This is a genomic window from Stenotrophomonas sp. STEN054 (genome assembly GCF_056854535.1).
Genome location: NZ_JBXFWG010000005.1, coordinates 72,881 through 90,644 on the forward strand (window position 1 = coordinate 72,881; position 17,764 = coordinate 90,644).

The window sequence follows — 17,764 nt, forward strand, 5'->3', positions numbered from 1 at the left end:
GCAGGCCCCCCAGACTCCCGTCATGCCGACGTGCCCGCGTGCCTGCAGAAAGAAGAGATTTTCTTCACGATGTGCGTCCCTGCGTTTTCGAGGGCTTCATTTTCTTCTCAACCGACCAGCCAGGGAACCCCAGAAGGCGCAAGAACTGCTAAACGCTGCCCGCGTTGATCCGCTACGCTCCCAGGCATGCAACCGGGGGGCGCAATGAGCGCGGCAAGCCAGGCACTGTGGTACATCGAGACGCACGCCGCGCTGCCGCTGGCATTGGCTGATATCGCAGCGGCTGCCGGCGTTTCTCCCTTCCATCTGTCGCGCCTGTTCCAGGCACGCACCGGCACCTCGGTCGTGCGCTACCTGCGCGGACGGCGCCTGACCGCCGCGGCCCAGCAACTGGCCGCCGGCGCGGCGGACATCCTGCCGGTCGCCCTGGAAGCCGGCTATTCCACCCATGCGGCATTCACCCGTGCATTCTGCGAGCAGTTCGGGCAGACCCCCGAGCGGGTGCGCGACAACGGCCTGGACGGTCTGCCACTGGTACAGGCCCTGCGGCTGGACGATGCGCCCTCACCCTGCACCGAAGCACCACGCCTGCTGGACGCGCCTGCGCTGGATCTGGCGGGCATCGGCCAACGCCATGGACGCGAGGGCAGCGGGGCCATCCCCAGCCAATGGGCGCGACTGAACCGCGCGTGGCCATCGCCGGTGCCGGTCAGTTTCGGCGTGTGCTGCAACCACGATGATGACGGCGGCTTCGACTACGTGGCCGCGCTTCCGGCCAGCACGCTGCCGTCCGTACCCGCGGGCTGGCAGCGCGTGAGGGTGCCGGCGCAGCGCTACCTGGTGGCTTGGCACGGCGGGCACATCTCAGCCATCCGCTCAACGTGGTTCTGGCTGCTGGACACCTATCTGCCCTCGGCCGGGCTGGATCTGGCCAACGCCCCCGAGCTGGAGCGCTACGACGCGCGCTTCGATGAGCACACCGGCCATGGTGGCATGGAGATCTGGCTGCCGGTCACCGAACGATCCCCCCTGAAAGGACACAGGCAATGCAGATGAAGGGAATGCTGTTGGCGCTGTTGTGCAGCGTGTTTTCGCCGGCCGTGCTGGCGCAGGAATGGAAGGCAGGTGAACAGCACGGCACGACCGCGCTGGCCAGTGCAGGGGTGCGTGACGCGCAGCAGCGTGACACGCTGCGCTTCACGGTGTGGTACCCGGCACCCGCATCCAGCAACGAGACGCCGCTGACCATTGGCGCGCCGGATGCCCCGTTGTTTGACGTGGGCAGATCGGCCATCGACGCGCCCATCGCGGGTGATCGGCTGCCCACGCTGCTGCTGTCCCATGGCAACGGTGGCAGCGCGCGGATGATGGGATGGCTGGGCACGGCACTGGCACGCGCAGGCTACATGGTGATTGCGGTGGACCACCCCGGCAACAACGGTGCCGATGAAATGACGCTGGCCGGCAGCGCGCTGACCTGGCTGCGCGCACAGGACCTGCAGGCCGCACTTGCCGCCGTGCAGGCCGATCCGCGCCTGGGGCCGCATGTGGACGCACAGCGCCTGGGCGTCGTCGGCTTCTCGGCCGGGGGCTACACCGCGCTTGTGGCGGCGGGTGCCCGCCCCAAGCTGCAGCGGCTGCTCGATTTCTGCGACGCGCATCCGTCCGATGGCGTGTGCCGGCCGCAACCGGAAGCGCCGGCGCATACGCTGCAGGCGCGCCAGCAGGCCCTCGCCTCAGCGCAGCTGCAGCCGTACCTGACGGATGCCGACCAGTCGCGCGCCATCCCAGGCATACGCGCCGTCTACCTGCTGGCGCCGGCCATCGTGCAGGCCTTTGCCCCCGAGCAACTGCAGGCGCTGCAGCAGCCGGTGGCCATCGTACTGGGCGAGGAGGATGACATCGCTCCTCCGGCCACCAACGGCGAGGCGGCAGCGGCGTTGATTCCCGGCGCGGCCCTGCAGCGCCTGCCCGGCGTGGGCCACTACGACTTCCTGTCCTCGTGCACGGCGCTGGGCGAACAGCAGCTCGGGCCGGTGTGCAGCAGCCGCGTTCCGCGTGCGCACACCCATCGCGGCGCAGCCGAGGGCGTCATCGCGTTCTTCAGACATGCACTGAAGTAGATCCACGCCATGCGTGGATATGCAGCCTTCCGGCGGCGCGGGTTAGTATCCTGGCATCGCGCAAAGGAGACCGCATCATGCGCCTGCTGCACCTCACCCTGCCGGTGTCCGACGTGGGCACTGTCGCCGCCTGGTTCCACGACGTGCTGCAGCTGCGCGTGGTCGGCAATCACGTGCACATCGGCTGGAGCACGATCGAACTGCAAGCGGCGAACGGACAGCCGCTGGGCGGGGTGCACCTGGCCTTCAACGTGCCCGACAACCGCTTCAACGAGGCCATGACGTGGCTGCGCGAACGTTTGCCGCTGCAACGCAATCCCGAAGGCATCGACTACTTCGCGCTGGAGAGCAACTGGCAGTCGCAATCGGTGTATTTCACCGGGCCCGATGGGTTGATCCTCGAGCTGATCGGCCGCAGGCGCCTGCCCGCGGGTACGCATAGTGGCGCGTTCCATGGCAGTGAGCTGACCTGCCTGAGTGAAGTGGGTCTGCCCAGTGCGGACGTGGACGCGGTGCGTTCCGAGGCCAGCGCGCGGTTCGGATTGCAGCCGCTCAGCCCGCCGTCGCCGCAGTTCGCGCCGATGGGTGATGACGAAGGTCTGTTGATCGTGGCGGCTGCGGATCGCCGCTGGTTTCCCGAGAAGAAAGACCTGCCCAACGCGCGGGGCCTGCTGCTGCGCGTGGGTGATGTGCAGGGCAGCGGCGAGCTGGCCGATGCCGCGCAGGGCTGGCGGGTGGTCGCGTAGGTGGCACACGGTAGCGCCGGGCCATGCCCGGCGGACGCTGTCCCGGCACGGAGAAATATGTCAACCAAGGTTGTCACCTACCAGCCGCCCGACGCGCCCCCACCGCCACTGCTGCCACCGCCGCCGGACCAGCTGGACGACGACGACGACGAAGAGCTCGACGAGGAGGAAGAGGAGCGCGAGCTGCCGCCCGAACCACCACCTCCACCGCCGCCGCCCTTGGCCATCAGCAGGATCCAGCCCACATAGGCTGCAAACCCCGCCACCGACCACAGCACGGTGCCGGCATCGGAGTCGCGTGCCTGGTCGATGATCCACACCGCCGCGAAGCCGCCCACGATGACGAATACCAGCAGACGCACGGCGAAATCAGCGCGACTGTGGCGCCAACACTCACGCGCGACCAGGCACGGCAGTGTCACCAGGAACGCGAGCACGCCCAGCGCGACGTAAGCCGCCACGTGGATGACCAGGCCGGGGAACACGCCGCGCGTGAGCTGCAGGGTCAACGCCAGCACTGCGCTGATGGCCAGCATGGCGAACAGCGTGCCGCGGGTGCCGCGGCTGCGCCGCCAACTGCGCCCGCAGCCCCAGGCGACGGGCACGATGAACGTCAGCAGCATGCCCATGCCGAGCACCGCGCGCGGCTGGATGACTGCCGTCAACAGCGTGCCCGCGATGATCACGCCCAGCCACTCCAGCGGTGCGCGCCACCAGCGGCGGGGCTTGGGGCCATCGCCCGCCGCTGCGTCCGCAGCCTTTGCTGCGGCTTTCATGCGCTTCTTGCGCGGCCCACCCGGCCGCCGCAGCGGAGGCGGGTCCATCATCCGCGGTGATCGCCACAGGCCGGCGAAGAATGCCAGCAGCGCGGTACTGAACACCACCGTGTCAAAGTTGCCCCAGGCGATGTCCAAGGGGTGGTTGCTGGGCGGCGGCGGCAGCGGCTCGCCATCGATGAGCTGGACCAGCTGCGCGCTGCCGTCGATCACGCCCTGGTCGATATCGCCGTCGCGGAAGCGTGGCAGGATCGTCTCTTCGATGATGCGCTTGGCATACGCATCGGGAATCGCGCCTTCCAGGCCATAACCCGGCTGGATGCGCACGTTCCGGTCCTGCACCGCCACCAGCAGCAGCACGCCATCGTCCACGCCCTTGCGCCCCAGCTGCCACTGGTCGTACACGCGATGGGCATAGGCTTCGATGCTTTCATCACCGGTGCTGCCCACCACCAGCACCTGCAGCTGCGCGCCACCGCTGCGCTCGAACAGCGCGCGCGACTGCTGCTGCAGGCGGTCGGTGGTGCTGGCCGAAAGGACGCCGGTGGAATCGACCACCGGCGAATCCAGCACGGGGATCTGGGTCTGGGCGATGGCCAGCAGGGGCACGGCCAACAGAAGCATCGCGCACCACAGGTAGGCCAGCAGATGCCGGTGCATGTGTTGCGGTCGTGCCATCGCCTTCTCCATCGTTGTTCCTTCAGCCGCCCTGCCCGGCTTCGATCTGCGCATGCAGCGCCTGCAGGCGCGCCACCTGGGCATCGAACACCTGCAGGTCCGCATCCACCAGCGCCGGCCAGTCCGGTGCGTGGCCCAGCAGCTGCGCCACCTGTTCCTGCGGCGCGCGGTCGAAGCCTTCGGACAACACGGCCAGATAGCGCTGGCGGAAGCCCTGCGGGTCCTGCTGCTCCTGCACGTACAGCTGCACGGCGACGAGGCCGGCGAACAGGTAGTTGGCCAGGTACAGCGGATCTTCGTACATCAGCCGCTTGGTTTCCCAGGTGGCGCCCAGCGCGGGGTAGCGCTCGGCCATCATCCCGTAGCCGGACAGCACCTTCAGGGTCAGCGCATCGAGATCATCGGCCGTGCCGAGCGTGCCAGCGGCCACGCCCTGGTAGATCGACTGCTCCAGCTGCGCCTCCTCGGAGGCGGTGAACAGCTGCAGCACGATGTCATCCAGCAGCGACGTGAGGTAATAGGCCTTGGCACGCGGATCCTGCGCCTGCTGGTACAGCTGGTCGCGGAATTCCAGCTCGTTGAAGATGGCGTAGGCCTCGTTCAACCACGAGGTACCGTTGCGATAGAACGCCGACACGTTCCCGCGCTCCATCCATTGCCCATGCACGGCATGCCCGGCCTCGTGCACGACCTCCACATCGCTTTCCAGCGTGCCACCGCGCTGGCCGACGAACAGCAGGGAGGGCACGCCAGGGGCTGCGACCGGGAAGGCATCGGCGCTGCGCGGACCCAGCGTCGGAGCCATGTCCATGCGCCGCTGCGCCGGGTCGAGCAGTGCGCGTACTTCACCGGCGTACCCGGGTCCCAGCCCGCGCATCGCGTCGGTGGCGGTGTCGCGCACCTGCTCAAGGGTGAGGACCGGCGGTACGAAGCCTGCATCGGGCAGACTGAGATCCCAGATCTGCGGGTCCGGCGAGCCCATGCGTCCGGCATGTTGCAGCAGCACCTGCTGGTAGGCACGGCGCTGCGAAGCATGGCGCTGCACGGCGGTCAGGGTTGCCTGCACCGCGTCCGGGTCCAGGCCCATGCGGCGGTAACTGTGCTCGGGGGCACTGCCATCTCCCTGCAGTTGCGAGGCGCGATCGTTGACCTGCACCAGCGCCAGCAGCGTGCTGGCCATGGCCTCACGCTGCGATGCCACGCCCTGCCAGTAGCCCTTCCAGCCGGCCTCGCGCAGCGCACGGTCCCGGTGCCGTGACAGTGCCGTGCGGTCCTTGCGGCTGTCCAGCAGCCCGCCGTTGCTGGCGAAGGCCGGATAGCTGGCATGTTGAAGCAGCTGCCGCTGCAGGCGCGCGAATGCATCCAGTGCCGGGCTGGCCACCTCGTCCACGGCATCCTCCAGACCTGCAGCAGGCGGCGGCGTGGAGCTGCTGGCGTTGCCCAGCGCGCGCGTGCGCAGCCAGGCGTAGGGCGCCACCCAGCGCGCGTCGGCCGGTGCATCGACCAGCGCCTTGCGCGCGATGCCGGCGGCGTCATCGCACACATCCGCGACGGCGCGCTGCGCCTGCACCGGGCGGGAGTCACGCGCGTTGCGTGCGGCCTGCAGGTGCAGGTAGGCGCGATGACGCTGGCATTCGCCGAGCAGGCGCTCGGCCTGCTGTACGCGCGTAGCGGGGTCCGTCGGGCCGGCATCACGCAGCGTGGCGACAGCAGCGGAGTGCCGGGTGCGTGCCGCCTGCTCGGCCGCTGCATCGGCGAACCAGCTGCGGTCGTCGGCGTGCAGCACCTGCGCGCTGACCGTGCCAGCGGAGAGCAGCAGCACGCTGGCGGTGATCGATCGCATCCTGCGGGTGTTCATGCCAGCTTCCTTTGTAGAGTCGAGCGATGCTCGACTGGATTCATCCGCAGTCGAGCACGCTCGACTCTACGCCATGACCCAACCTTCGGCAGGGTCAGATCGATTGGTCTTCACGCCTGACCAGCTGCCAGCACGGCCTGCGGACGAAGGTGTAGGTCTGCTGGTCGCTGGTGTCAGGGGTGCGCATCTGCACCTGCATCCGGCCGTCGGCCAGGGCGGTGACCTGCATTTCGCGGCCGCGCCCCTTCAGCGTGGCTGGGTCCGGCATCACCGGCCACTCGACCTCGGCCAGCGCGACGGTGCGTTCAACCGTGGCCGGTTCGGGCTCGGCGCCAGCATCGATGTAGCTGTCCAGCAGCGGATCGGCCGTGGCCGCTTCCTGCAGGGCGATCTCATGACCGAAGTGCGCGAGGAAATCCTCGAAGACCGGGTGGGGGCACTGCGTGCCGGCGCCTGCGGAGGCCGCGACCGGCGCGGCCGGGGCACTGGCGGTGGCGGCCGTGCTGGTCGGGGCCGGGGCCGGCGCCGCAGCTTCGGCCGGTGCTGCCTGCGGGGCGGGCTTGCAGGCCGACAGCGCCAGGCCAAGGGCAAGTGCCAGGGCGGCATAGTGAAGATGGCTCAAGGGATCCTCCTGATTCCGGGTCGGTCGCGCGGGTGCCTGGCGCGGGGCAGGCAAGCATAGCCACGGGCGGGTCAACTGCGCTTCCACATCCGTGGCCCGGAACCGCCGCGGGCGGCAGGGGTAGACTAGCCCGCTCACGCCCGCCCCTGGTTTCCCATGCGCACCTTCCTGCTGGTCATCGGCCTGCTGCTCTCCCCTTTCTCGACCGCGCTTGCCGCAGGCGTGCAGGTGCGCGAGGGCGACTTGTTGTTCGTCACCGCCGGGCACAGCGGCCTGAGTGCGGCCATCGACGACGCCACCGCCACGCAGGGCGCGACCAGCTTCGACCACGTGGCCCTGGTGGCGGCCGGTGCGCACGGCTGGCAGGTACTGCATGCCGATGAGAAGGGCTCGCGGCAGCAGACGCTGGTGGACTTCCAGCGCGACGCGCGCGGCAGGCAGCGGCAGATCGTGGTGTACCGGCTGCGTGCGGCGCCGGCCGGTGCGATCGTCGATGCGGTTGCCAAGGCACGCGCGATGCTTGGCAAGCCGTACAACACGGCCTATGTGTTGAACGAGGACAGCTACTACTGCTCGGACTTCATCGAGCGTGCCTTCCGCGCGCACCATGTGTTCGCGCTGCAGCCGATGAACTTCCGCAACCCGCAGACCGGGGAGATCGCCCAGCATTGGGTGGACCTGTACCACGGCATGGGCATGGATGTGCCGCAGGGCCTGCCCGGCACCAACCCCAACGACATGGCCGCCAGCGCGGTGCTGGAACGGGTCGGCGTGCTTTAAACCGGCATGTCTTGAAAAGCGAAGCCCCGCACGGGGCGGGGCTTCAGTATTCAGACCTGGCGGGGGCCGGGCTCATTCTTCTTCGTCGTTGCCGCCCTGCTGCTGGTTGCGGTTCTGCTGCTGGTCCTGCTTCTGCTGGTCCTGCTGCTGTTGCTGCTGCTGGTCACGACCGCGACCCTGCTGCTGATCCTGCTGGTTCTGCTGACCCTGCTGGTTCTGCTGACCCTTCTGGTTCTGCTGGTTCTGCTGTGCCATGTCCGTGTCTCCGAAGCCACGCGCGGAATGCGGTGGACGGGGCCATCGTCTGCAGTCGAAGGTTAACCATGCGTTGCAACCCAGCTAGGCTGGCGTGCACGCGCTCGCGAAAACACCGCGCGCCCCTTGCCGCACAAGGCCCTGAAGGATTCATGCGGCGTGTGCATGTGCTCATGCCCGCACGGCAACAGCCGCATTCAGCGGCCCTGGCCCTTGTGACGCGCGCATGACGGCCTACTCCCAAGGTCCCATTTGCAGCCGCGCGCGGCACCGCTATGGTCAGGCGGACACCCGCCGGAGACGCGCATGGCCCCGCAGACCGCAGTACGCCCTTCCTACGATGAAGCCCGCGACCGCTTCGATATCGCGCAGTGGCAGGCCCGCTTCCAGGGGCGCCTGGACGAGGGCCTCAATGCCTGCGTGGAGTGCTGCGACCGCTACTGCGGAAGTGATCGGCTGGCCCTGCGCTGGATCGACGCACAGGGTGCGCTGCACCTGTACACCTTCGATGACCTGCGCGATGCCGCCGCCCGCGCCGCACAGGTGCTGCGAGCCGCCGGGGTCGGCCCCGGCGATGTGGTGGCCGGCCTGCTGCCGCGCACGCCCGACCTGCTGGCTACCATCCTCGCTACCTGGCGCCTCGGCGCGGTCTACCAGCCACTGTTCACCGCGTTCGGCCCCAAGGCCATCGAAAGCCGCCTGAAGACCGGCCATACCCACCTCGTGGTGACCGACAGTGCGCACCGCGGCAAGCTGGACGAACTGGATGCCTGCCCGCCGGTGGCCACCGTGCTGACGCCCGGCCAGGTACTGCGCGATGGTGACATAGACTGGCGCGCCGCCACCGCGGCGGCCACGCCTGCACTGGAACCGGTGCTGCTGCCCGGCGATGCGCTGATGGCCCTGCTCTCGACCTCCGGCACCACCGGCAGCCCCAAAGGCGTGCCCGTGCCGCTGCGCGCGATGATGGCCTTTGCCAGCTACATGGAACTGGCCGTGGACCTGCGCGCCGACGACGTGTTCTGGAACATCGCTGATCCCGGCTGGGCCTACGGTCTGTACTACGCGGTGATCGGCCCGCTGATGCTTGGCCATGCCACCACCTTCAGCGAAGCCGGCTTCAGCGTGCACGGCCTGAATACGATCATCGGCCAGCTGGGGGTGACCAACCTGGCCGGTTCGCCCACCGCGTACCGGCAGATCATTGCTGCCGGCCCCGCCGCCAGTGCCGGCATCAAGGGCCAGCTGCGCGTGGTCAGCAGCGCCGGCGAACCGCTGAACCCGGAGATCGCCCGCTGGTTTGCCGAGCACCTGCAGACCACGGTGCTGGACCACTACGGCCAGACCGAGACCGGCATGGTGGTGAACAACCACCACACGCTGGCCCACCGCGTGCGTCCGGGGTCGTCGGGCTTTGCGATGCCCGGCTACCGCGTGGCGGTGCTGGACGACCAGGGCAACGAGCTGCCACCGCGCACGCCCGGCATTCTCGCGGTGGACCTGAAGCAGTCGCCGATCATGTGGTTCACCGGCTACTACCAGGCGGAGACCCCGGCCATCGCCGGCGGCTACTACCGCACCGGCGATTCGGTGGAGTGCGAGGACGACGGCTCGATCAGCTTCATCGGCCGCTCCGACGACCTCATCACCTCGTCCGGCTACCGCATCGGCCCGTTCGATGTGGAGAGCGCGCTGATGGAACATCCGTCGGTGGCCGAAGCCGCGGTGATCGGCGTGCCCGATCCGGAGCGGACCGAGATCGTCAAAGCGTTCGTGATCCTGCGTGATGGGTTTGAAGGCAGCGACGCGCTGGCGCACGAACTGCAGCAGCACGTGCGCCAGCGGCTGTCCGCGCACGCCTATCCGCGCCAGGTGGAGTTCGTGGTGGCGGTGCCGAAGACGCCCAGCGGCAAGGTGCAGCGGTTCCTGCTGCGCAAGGCGGAGATCGAGAAGCAGGCGGCAGGCTGATGTAGAGCCGAGCCCGTGCTCGGCTGGTTTTTGTAGAGCCGAGCCTATGCTCGGCTGGTTTTTGTAGAGCCGAGCCTATGCTCGGCTGTCGTTGCAAGCAGCCGAGCATGGGCTCGGCTCTACATTCTGCAGACGCTACGGCATCACGGGCGGCACATAGGTCAGGGTCATGCCCAGCAGCCACAGCAGGCCCAGCACCAGCGGGATGTGCACCAGCAGCTGGATGAAGGTGAAGCCGACGATGTCGCGGGCCTTCAGGCCCAGCACGCCCAGCAGCGGCAGCATCCAGAACGGGTTGATCAGGTTCGGCAGCGCCTCGGCCGCGTTGTAGACCTGCACCGCCCAGCCCAGGTGCGCCTTCAGTTCGTTGGCGGCCTGCATCACGTAGGGCGCTTCGATGATCCACTTGCCGCCACCGGACGGCACGAAGAAGCCCAGCACCGCCGAGTAGACGCCCATCACCAGGGCGAAGGTATCGGTGCTGGCCACGTGCACGAACAGGCTGGACAGGCGATGCGCGAGGGTCTGCCCGTCGCCGCCGGCGGCATGGGTGAGGATCATCGCGATGCCGCCGTACAGCGGGAACTGGATGAGCACGCCGGTGGTGCTGGGCACCGCCTTGGCCACCGCGTTGAGGAAGCTGCGCGGGCGCCAGTGCAGCAGCAGGCCCAGCGAGATGAACAGGAAGTTGTAGGTATTGAGGTTGGCGATGGCGGTGACCACCGGCTTGTTGGCGAACTCGTTGAACAGCCAGCCGAAGGCCAGCAGCGAGAGCAGCACGGTCAGCAGTGGGCTGTATTCCAGCCATTCACCCGGGCGCGTGCGCTGCTGCAGCGGCTCGGATTCGGCCTGCGCGGCACCGGGGAAATCCTCGGCGGTGCGCGCACTGCCCGCCGCCGGCGCGGTCAGCCAGGCAATCAGCAGCGAGACCAGGATCAGTACCGCGGTCAGCGCGATCGACTGCCACAGGAAGATGGTTTCGGTGAAGGGCAGCACGCCGGTGATTTCCACCAGGCCGGGCGGCATGCTGGCCGGGTTGGCCTGCAGCTGCGCGGCCGAGGAGCTCAGGCCCATCGCCCACACGGCACCCAAGCCTAGGTAGGCCGAGGCACCGGCGGCGCGGTAATCCATGCGCAGCTCGGTACGGCGGGCGAGCGCGCGCACCAGCAGGCCGCCGAACACCAGCGAGAAACCCCAGCTGAGCAGCGAGGCCAGCATGCTGACCAGGCCGACGTAGACCACGGCGCCGCGGCCGGTGCGCGGCACCCGCGCGAGGAAATCGATGAAGCGCGCCACCACCGGCGCGGTGGCCAGCGCATAGCCGCCGATGACCACGAAGGCCATCTGCATGGTGAAGGGGATCAGGCTCCAGAAGCCGTCGCCGAAGGCGCTGGCCGTGGCCTGCGGGGTCGAGCCAAAGCCCATTGCCGCCACCGCGACGATGACCACGCCCAGCACCGCGAACACGTACGCGTCGGGGAACCACTTTTCCGCCCAGGCGGCCGAGCGCAGCGCTGCGCGCGCCATCCAGCCGTCCTGTACTGCTGCCGTTGCTGACGAGGCCATCGCCTACCCTCCCAGGTTCGATGGACCGATTCTGGGCGGTGGGGTGCGGGCTGTCAGCCACCTATTGGTCGTAGGGGGCGGGATTCCCGGCGCTGTGCGCCGCCGCCCGAGCATGGGCTCGGGCGCTACGGATATCCGGTTCCGGGATTGCCCCCTGTAGAGCCGAGCCCACGCTCGGCTGCGTTTCTCAGCGCAGCGCCAGGTCCACTGCGATGCCCGCAAACAGCGCCGCACCCACCCAGTTGTTGTGCAGGAAGGCCTTGAAGCAGGGGCCGCGCTCGCGGTTGCGGCAGATCCAGAACTCGTACACCACCAGCACCGCGGCCACGGCCACGCCGGTCAGGTAGTACCCGCCCAGCCCGCCGCGCACGCCCACCAGGGCCATCGTGGCCAGGAACAGCGCGTACAGCACGCCTTGGATGACCAGATCCAGCTCGCCGAACAGGATGGCGGTGGAGTGCGAGCCCATCTTCAGGTCGTCCTCGCGGTCGACCATGGCGTACCAGGTGTCATACGCGGTGGACCACAGGATGTTGCCCGCATACAGCAGCCAGGCCAGCACCGGCACCTCGCCCTGCACGGCAGCAAAGGCCATCGGGATGCCCCAGCCGAAGGACATGCCCAGGTACACCTGCGGCAGGTGGGTGTAGCGCTTCAGGTAGGGGTAGCTGGCGGCCAGGAACACGCCGATGAAGCTCAGGCCGATGGTCAGCCAGTTCAGGGTCAGCACCAGGCCGAAGGCCACCAGCATCAGCACCGCAAACAGCGCCAGCGCCGCGCGGCCACTGATCGCGCCGGTCGCCAGCGGCCGCGACTTGGTGCGCTCCACGTGCGGGTCCAGCCAGCGGTCGGCGTAGTCGTTGATGACGCAGCCCGCCGAGCGGGTCAGCCAGACGCCGGCGGTGAACACGAACAGCGTCCACAGCGGCGGCAGGCCGCCGGTGGCCAGCCACAGCGCCCACCAGGTGGGCCACAGCAGCAGCAGGGTGCCGATCGGGCGATCGGCGCGCATCAGGGACCAGTAGTGACGCCAGCGCGGCGTCGGCGCCGGATGCGGCGCGGAAAGGGGGGTGTCAGCCATGGCGATAGGATACTCCTGCGCTGGAGGGTCGGCGGCGCGGGCTTGGAAAAGACAAGGCCCGATGCGCCTGCGCGCACCGGGCCCCGGTGTCCTGCCTTGCGAAAAGATCAGGCCTTTTCGTCGGACTTGTACTCGTAGTAACCGTAGCTGTAATAGCCCGTGGCACGCTTCTCGACCGCGTTGAAGATCGCTCCCTTGATCTGCACGCCGTTCTGCTCGAAGCGCTGCAGCGTCAGCTCGATTTCCTTGGCCTGGTTCACGCCGAAACGGGTAACCAGCAGGCTCGAGCCAGCGTGGGTGGCGACCAGCGCCGGATCGGTCACGGCCAGGATCGGCGGCGTATCGACGATCACCAGGTCGTACTTGCCGGACATGTCCTGCAGCAGCTGCGCGAAGCGCGGGTGCATCAGCAGCTCGGCCGGGTTCGGCGGAATGTCACCACGCACCATGTAGTGCATGTTGTCCAGGCCGGACACCGGATGGATCACGTCGTCGACCGTCAACTTGCCGCCCAGCACGTCCGACAGGCCCTTCTGGTGCGACACACCCAGGATCTTGTGCAGGGTGCCCTTGCGCATGTCGGCGTCGATGACCAGCACGCGCTGGCCCGCCTGCGCGATGACCGCGGCCAGGTTGGTGGACACGAAGGTCTTGCCCACGCCCGGGCGCGGGCCCGAGATGGTCAGGATGTTGTTCTTCGCTTCCAGCATGGCGAAGTGCAGGCTGGTACGCAGGCTGCGCAGCGCTTCCACGGTCGGATCGGCCGGGGCAGTCACCGCCAGCAGGTGCTGGCGACCGTCGGCCACCACGCGCGTACCGTGCTTGCCCTTGCGCAGCTTGGGCAGCGTGTTGGACACGCTGAGCGGGATCGCGGCGTAGACCGGCAGGCCCAGGGCTTCGATGTCCGCCGGGTCTTCGATGCCCGGGTTGAGCATGCGCTGGAGGAAGACGGCGCCCGCAGACAGGAGCATGCCAAGAAGCGTGGCAATGATGACAATGATCTTCTTCTGCGGCTTGACCGGATTAACGATGTCAACCACCGCCGGATCCACGATTCGAACGTTGCCGACGGCGCCGGCGCGGGCAACATCCAACTGCTGCGCCTGATTGAGCAGCGCGGTGTAGAGCTCATTGCTGACCTGCAGATCGCGGGTCAGACGAAGCAACTCCTGCTGGGTATCAGGCAACTGTCCAACCTGTCGCTGAAAACCGGCTTTGCGCCCTTCCAAGTCGCTGATCTGCTTAAGCAATGCCCGGTAGGCAGGATGCTCGCGGGTGAAACTGCGGTCCATCTCCGCCTGTCTCAGACGCAGCTGCTGGATGCTGGCCTCTACGGCAACTTCCTGTTCCAGCAGTCCCTTTGTCTGCATGGTGATGTCGACAGAGTTTGAACGCGACTGGTATGCGCTCATCTCCGCCTGCGCCTGCTCCACTTGACGGCGGATGGTCGGCAACTGTTCTTTGACGAACTGAAGCTGCGACGCTGCCTCGGCGGAACTTCGGTCGACATTCTGCCGCACATACGATTCGATGACCCGCTGTACCACAGCCTGCGCACGATCCGGATTCGAGTCCTCGAATCGAACCTGCAGAATCCCGGACTCCTTCCCGAGCTCAGAGGCACGAACGCCATCCTGCAGCGCAGAGATCACATCAAGTCGGCGCAGTTTTGTAACCAGGAAACGAGTACCTGGGTTAGCGTGAAGCGCTGCCACTTCAAGTGTCACGCCACGCCCAACCGCCGGTTGCCCCACCTGCCCCTTCAGAAGAAGGTTGCCATCTGAATCGGAAACGCTGAACGTGCCGGCCTTCTCGCCAGCTTCCAAGGTCAATGGCACTGAAACGAGGAAGGGAGGTACGTCAAGCCGGTGGACAGCAATATCCTCACCACCCCAGCCATAACGACTCATGCCAAACCGAGGCGCCGCTACCTGACCCACGGACTCCGGCTGGAAGCGCCGGGCCAGGAATTCACCGATCAGGGGGAAGCGAGACGGCGCGACTTGGATGTCCAACTGCAAATCGTCGACGGCACTGCCAACGACGGTCCGCGAGGTGAGCAGGGCCACCTCAGTCGTTGCCGCGGTGCTACCACCACCGGTCAACGAATTCAGATCGGACAAGCCAGGGATCGAAGGTACCTTTGACTCTACCTGCACCATGGCCTGTGCCTGGTAGACCGGCGTCGAAAGAATCGCATACAGCACGCCAACAACGGCGAACACGGCCGTCGTGCAGATGATCCACCACTTGCGGTCGATGAAGATGCCAGCCAGCTCGCGCAGGTCGAGCTCATCATCCTTGGTCAATCGTGATTCCGTTTGTTTTGTCATCGCTTCCACATGATTTCAGAATCAGAAACGGAGCCAGCCCCCGCCGGCAAGCCGTTTCACAAATAGTGCCTGACGGAAGCCACCCGGTCAGCCCTTTGCGAAAGGCTGAGCAGGGCTCCGACCATCTGCCACGTCGCGTCTGCGCCGGGAAAGCTGCACCCAGCTCAGTAGTTTACCCTATGTTGAAAGAGGCGCGCGGGGGGTCGCACCCGACTCTGAGACGGGGGACCTGAGATGGACAATCACCGTGCCCAGGCGCGTCTGGCTGAGCTTACGGCCTCAGCCAGGTTGGCCAGACGGTCAAACCCGCTTGCGCGACCAAGGGGAGCCATGTCGCGCACAGCGCCGTTCAGAATGGGCGAGAGGTCGCCCCCCCCCAGCATCCCAGGTTGTTGCAGATATGACGTCACCAACCGTACGGCTCGTGAACAGGGGCGCCGAATACTGCCATGAATTTGACGCTTGTAGTACGATCCATGACGTTCCGCAGGGCCGTCTTCACTTGATGGACTTGGGAATTGGGTCGCGATCGCGACCCCACACATCATGGATTGCGGCCTGTGCTTTGGGGAGCGCAACGGCACTTCCTGTTGCCCCGCCCCGCTAGCCTGAAGTGCTGCATGCAAAAGGAACTTGAAATGAAGATTGCCGTGGCCGGCACTGGATACGTCGGCCTGTCCAACGCAGTATTGCTTGCGCAGCATCACCAAGTCGTTGCGCTGGATATCAACTCTGACCGGGTGGATCTCATCAATTCTCGAAAGGCTCCGATCGAGGATGTCGAGATTGCAGATTTCCTTGCCAACAAGCCTCTCGACCTTACCGCAACACTCGATTGTCGAGAGGCATACGAAGGCGCTGCCTTCGTTATTATCGCGACGCCAACCGATTACGATCCCCAGACCAACTACTTCAACACGAAGTCGGTAGAGTCCGTCATTCAGGACGTACTGGAAGTAAATCGCCAGGCAGTGATGGTGATCAAGTCGACCGTGCCAGTAGGGTGCACGGAGGAACTGCGCAGGCGCTTCGCCACCGACAACATCATTTTTTCGCCGGAGTTCCTCAGGGAGGGCAAGGCTCTCTACGACAACCTGCATCCGAGCCGCATCATCGTCGGTGAGAGGTCCGCTCGCGCGACTGCTTTTGCCAACCTGCTGAAACAAGGTGCAATCCGCAAGGACGTACCAACGCTCTTCACCGATGCGACCGAGGCTGAGGCCATCAAGCTGTTTGCCAATACGTACTTGGCAATGCGCGTGGCGTATTTCAACGAGCTTGATACGTATGCAGCTGCTCATGGGTTGGATACCCGCCAGATCATCGAGGGCGTCAGCCTGGATCCCCGTATCGGCGCACATTACAACAACCCTTCGTTTGGCTACGGGGGCTACTGCCTGCCGAAGGATACAAAGCAGCTCCTTGCTAATTACAGCAACGTCCCCCAAAACCTGATCCACGCCGTTGTCGAAGCAAATCGAACGCGAAAGGACTTCATTGCCGATGAAGTCATCCGCCGCTGCCCAAAAGTCGTGGGCATCTATCGTCTTGTAATGAAATCCGGCTCCGACAACTTCCGCGCATCCGCGATCCAAGGCGTTATGAAGCGGATCAAGGCCAAGGGTATCGAAGTCATCGTTTACGAGCCGGTACTCACTACGAGCGACTTCTACAGATCACGTGTCGTCAACGACCTCGCGGCGTTCAAAGAACAAGCAGATGTTATTGTCGCCAATCGCATTTCTGCGGAAATTGCAGATGTCGAGCATAAGGTCTATACGCGCGATCTCTTCGGTGCTGATTGATCAGGCACCGGATGAACATGCATTCAACCAAAACAGTCTCATTCATGAGCATCAAGACCCAGTTTGACAATCTGGGCGACGCGCTTATCAACCGCGAACTCTGCCGGCTCGCCGCCAGAAGGACCCTTACCTATGTCGATTTTTCCAGAGCTCCGCAGAGCTTTGAATCCTCGATGCGGGTTGATGGCCAGCAGAACGTCGTCAGCCTTCGCAAGCGTGGCTTCGCGCAGCTGTTACAACTGATGGTCCGACACCGACTGCAGGGTGATAGGTGCGTATTTTTTTTGAATCCGGGCGGTCTAGGTGGAAGAAAGAAGTCACGGAAGAGTCTTCTGGCCGCATCTCTATACAACGTGATCCTCTCCGCGCTTTGTCTCGCAGGCGTCCGTATCTGTCATGTCGGCATGTCATTTGATGCCATGGATCGACCTGAGAGGATCGTAGCCGGATGGCGGAGACGCCTTCTTTATTCGTTCGCGGTGCGCGATCGCATCAGCGAGAGCTATCTGCATTCGATTGGCGTGCCCGTCGACGAAGTCGTACCGGACCTGTCATTTAACCTATATCAGCATCCTACGCCCTCCGCTGCCCAGCGGCGCGCTGTTGCCTTCAGCTTTCGATTCGATGGCAAGGCTGACGAAAGGGAAGTACAGCAGACCGTAAGACGAATAATGGAGGCACTTGGCTCCTCCAATGAGTATCTATTCGTCGTACAGGTGGCTCGCGATGAACCAGGAACGCGGAGGTTGATCAAGGCACTCGATGGCCATCAGGCGAGCATGCGCCTCGTCATCTGCGACAGCAGCATTGATGACCTGACCCTGCTTTACTCGAGTTGCATTGCCATCTATTCCAACCGCCTGCACGCTCTGCTTCTCGCGGCCCATGCTGGAGCGTCCCCGTATGCTCTGGTCTCGCGAGGCGCCCAGCCGAAGATCGATGGCATATTCCGGGATCTGGGCATCAGCGAGCGGATTCTGTGCGTGGACGAGCCCATGCAAGAGTTCGCCGCCCCCGTCCCGTTCGATATTGAACGCATGCATGCGCCTTACAGAGAGCTGCAGAGCTACTTTGATCGCCAATTGAGTACTCCCTGATTCCGATGAGTAGTGAAATTCGAAACGTGCGCGTGGGTGGTTTGGCCACCGCATCGATCTCCAGGTCCGGACTTGC

14 protein-coding genes are annotated in these 17,764 nt (G+C 65.8%); 7 read left to right on the top strand and 7 right to left on the bottom strand.

The window, feature by feature from the left end; all coding sequences use genetic code 11:
- Window positions 1-204 precede the first annotated feature (204 nt).
- From AC1VXD_RS03210 to AC1VXD_RS03220, 3 genes are all read left to right on the top strand, one after another.
- Window positions 205-1,056, top strand: coding sequence for an AraC family transcriptional regulator (locus AC1VXD_RS03210; RefSeq protein WP_482990798.1), 852 nt, complete (start codon window positions 205-207; stop codon window positions 1,054-1,056).
- Window positions 1,053-2,123 carry an alpha/beta hydrolase family protein gene (locus AC1VXD_RS03215; RefSeq protein ID WP_482990848.1) on the top strand — a complete coding sequence of 357 codons (1,071 nt, stop codon included), beginning with the start codon at window positions 1,053-1,055 and terminating at the stop codon, window positions 2,121-2,123. The genes AC1VXD_RS03210 and AC1VXD_RS03215 overlap by 4 nt, the downstream gene beginning before the upstream one ends.
- A gap of 77 nt (window positions 2,124-2,200) precedes the next feature.
- The gene (locus AC1VXD_RS03220; RefSeq protein WP_482990799.1) at window positions 2,201-2,869 is read left to right on the top strand and encodes a VOC family protein; all 669 of its coding nucleotides are present in this window, start codon (window positions 2,201-2,203) and stop codon (window positions 2,867-2,869) included.
- Window positions 2,870-2,946: 77 nt separating this feature from the next.
- Here AC1VXD_RS03220 and AC1VXD_RS03225 read toward each other — a convergent pair whose 3' ends face one another.
- From AC1VXD_RS03225 to AC1VXD_RS03235, 3 genes are all read right to left on the bottom strand, one after another.
- On the bottom strand, window positions 2,947-4,323 hold the full coding sequence (locus AC1VXD_RS03225; protein ID WP_482990800.1) for a TPM domain-containing protein: 1,377 nt from the start codon (window positions 4,321-4,323) through the stop codon (window positions 2,947-2,949).
- Between the two features lie 22 nt (window positions 4,324-4,345).
- Window positions 4,346-6,181, bottom strand: coding sequence for a M3 family metallopeptidase (locus AC1VXD_RS03230; RefSeq protein WP_482990801.1), 1,836 nt, complete (start codon window positions 6,179-6,181; stop codon window positions 4,346-4,348).
- 94 nt (window positions 6,182-6,275) lie between these two features.
- A complete protein-coding gene (locus tag AC1VXD_RS03235) occupies window positions 6,276-6,803 on the bottom strand; it encodes a hypothetical protein (RefSeq protein ID WP_482990802.1) in 528 nt (175 codons plus the stop codon).
- A 156-nt stretch (window positions 6,804-6,959) separates the two neighbouring features.
- Between AC1VXD_RS03235 and AC1VXD_RS03240 the strand changes: the two genes are divergently transcribed.
- Window positions 6,960-7,583: a YiiX/YebB-like N1pC/P60 family cysteine hydrolase gene (locus tag AC1VXD_RS03240; RefSeq protein ID WP_482990803.1), complete on the top strand. Its 624-nt coding sequence runs from the start codon at window positions 6,960-6,962 to the stop codon at window positions 7,581-7,583.
- A 72-nt stretch (window positions 7,584-7,655) separates the two neighbouring features.
- Here AC1VXD_RS03240 and AC1VXD_RS03245 read toward each other — a convergent pair whose 3' ends face one another.
- Window positions 7,656-7,838, bottom strand: a complete 183-nt coding sequence (locus AC1VXD_RS03245) for a hypothetical protein (RefSeq protein ID WP_482990804.1) — start codon at window positions 7,836-7,838, stop codon at window positions 7,656-7,658.
- A 306-nt stretch (window positions 7,839-8,144) separates the two neighbouring features.
- On the opposite strand from AC1VXD_RS03245, the gene AC1VXD_RS03250 reads away from it, so the two are divergent.
- The gene (locus tag AC1VXD_RS03250) at window positions 8,145-9,806 is read left to right on the top strand and encodes an AMP-binding protein (protein WP_482990805.1); all 1,662 of its coding nucleotides are present in this window, start codon (window positions 8,145-8,147) and stop codon (window positions 9,804-9,806) included.
- Between the two features lie 135 nt (window positions 9,807-9,941).
- Here the strand turns inward: AC1VXD_RS03250 and AC1VXD_RS03255 are convergent, their stop codons facing one another.
- From AC1VXD_RS03255 to AC1VXD_RS03265, 3 genes are all read right to left on the bottom strand, one after another.
- Window positions 9,942-11,333, bottom strand: coding sequence for a short-chain fatty acid transporter (locus AC1VXD_RS03255; RefSeq protein ID WP_482990806.1), 1,392 nt, complete (start codon window positions 11,331-11,333; stop codon window positions 9,942-9,944).
- Between the two features lie 226 nt (window positions 11,334-11,559).
- The gene (ubiA, locus tag AC1VXD_RS03260; RefSeq protein ID WP_482990807.1) at window positions 11,560-12,453 is read right to left on the bottom strand and encodes a 4-hydroxybenzoate octaprenyltransferase; all 894 of its coding nucleotides are present in this window, start codon (window positions 12,451-12,453) and stop codon (window positions 11,560-11,562) included.
- Between the two features lie 107 nt (window positions 12,454-12,560).
- Window positions 12,561-14,786: a polysaccharide biosynthesis tyrosine autokinase gene (locus AC1VXD_RS03265; RefSeq protein ID WP_482990808.1), complete on the bottom strand. Its 2,226-nt coding sequence runs from the start codon at window positions 14,784-14,786 to the stop codon at window positions 12,561-12,563.
- A gap of 638 nt (window positions 14,787-15,424) precedes the next feature.
- On the opposite strand from AC1VXD_RS03265, the gene AC1VXD_RS03270 reads away from it, so the two are divergent.
- Complete coding sequence (locus AC1VXD_RS03270) at window positions 15,425-16,591, top strand: nucleotide sugar dehydrogenase (RefSeq protein ID WP_482990809.1); 1,167 nt, start codon at window positions 15,425-15,427, stop codon at window positions 16,589-16,591.
- A 44-nt stretch (window positions 16,592-16,635) separates the two neighbouring features.
- Window positions 16,636-17,688, top strand: a complete 1,053-nt coding sequence (locus AC1VXD_RS03275) for a polysaccharide pyruvyl transferase family protein (protein ID WP_482990810.1) — start codon at window positions 16,636-16,638, stop codon at window positions 17,686-17,688.
- The last annotated feature ends 76 nt before the right edge of the window (window positions 17,689-17,764 follow it).

Bases quoted from the DNA above. Each gene is read 5' to 3' on its own strand.
- AC1VXD_RS03275 (WP_482990810.1), top strand. From the start codon at position 16,636: ATGAGCATCAAGACCCAGTTTGACAATCTGGGCGACGCGCTTATCAAC.
- AC1VXD_RS03230 (WP_482990801.1), bottom strand. From the start codon at position 6,181: ATGAACACCCGCAGGATGCGATCGATCACCGCCAGCGTGCTGCTGCTC.
- AC1VXD_RS03265 (WP_482990808.1), bottom strand. From the start codon at position 14,786: ATGACAAAACAAACGGAATCACGATTGACCAAGGATGATGAGCTCGAC.
- AC1VXD_RS03245 (WP_482990804.1), bottom strand. From the start codon at position 7,838: ATGGCACAGCAGAACCAGCAGAACCAGAAGGGTCAGCAGAACCAGCAG.
- AC1VXD_RS03240 (WP_482990803.1), top strand. From the start codon at position 6,960: ATGCGCACCTTCCTGCTGGTCATCGGCCTGCTGCTCTCCCCTTTCTCG.
- AC1VXD_RS03250 (WP_482990805.1), top strand. From the start codon at position 8,145: ATGGCCCCGCAGACCGCAGTACGCCCTTCCTACGATGAAGCCCGCGAC.
- ubiA (WP_482990807.1), bottom strand. From the start codon at position 12,453: ATGGCTGACACCCCCCTTTCCGCGCCGCATCCGGCGCCGACGCCGCGC.
- AC1VXD_RS03255 (WP_482990806.1), bottom strand. From the start codon at position 11,333: ATGGCGCGCGCAGCGCTGCGCTCGGCCGCCTGGGCGGAAAAGTGGTTC.
- AC1VXD_RS03215 (WP_482990848.1), top strand. From the start codon at position 1,053: ATGAAGGGAATGCTGTTGGCGCTGTTGTGCAGCGTGTTTTCGCCGGCC.
- AC1VXD_RS03225 (WP_482990800.1), bottom strand. From the start codon at position 4,323: ATGGCACGACCGCAACACATGCACCGGCATCTGCTGGCCTACCTGTGG.
- AC1VXD_RS03220 (WP_482990799.1), top strand. From the start codon at position 2,201: ATGCGCCTGCTGCACCTCACCCTGCCGGTGTCCGACGTGGGCACTGTC.
- AC1VXD_RS03210 (WP_482990798.1), top strand. From the start codon at position 205: ATGAGCGCGGCAAGCCAGGCACTGTGGTACATCGAGACGCACGCCGCG.
- AC1VXD_RS03270 (WP_482990809.1), top strand. From the start codon at position 15,425: ATGAAGATTGCCGTGGCCGGCACTGGATACGTCGGCCTGTCCAACGCA.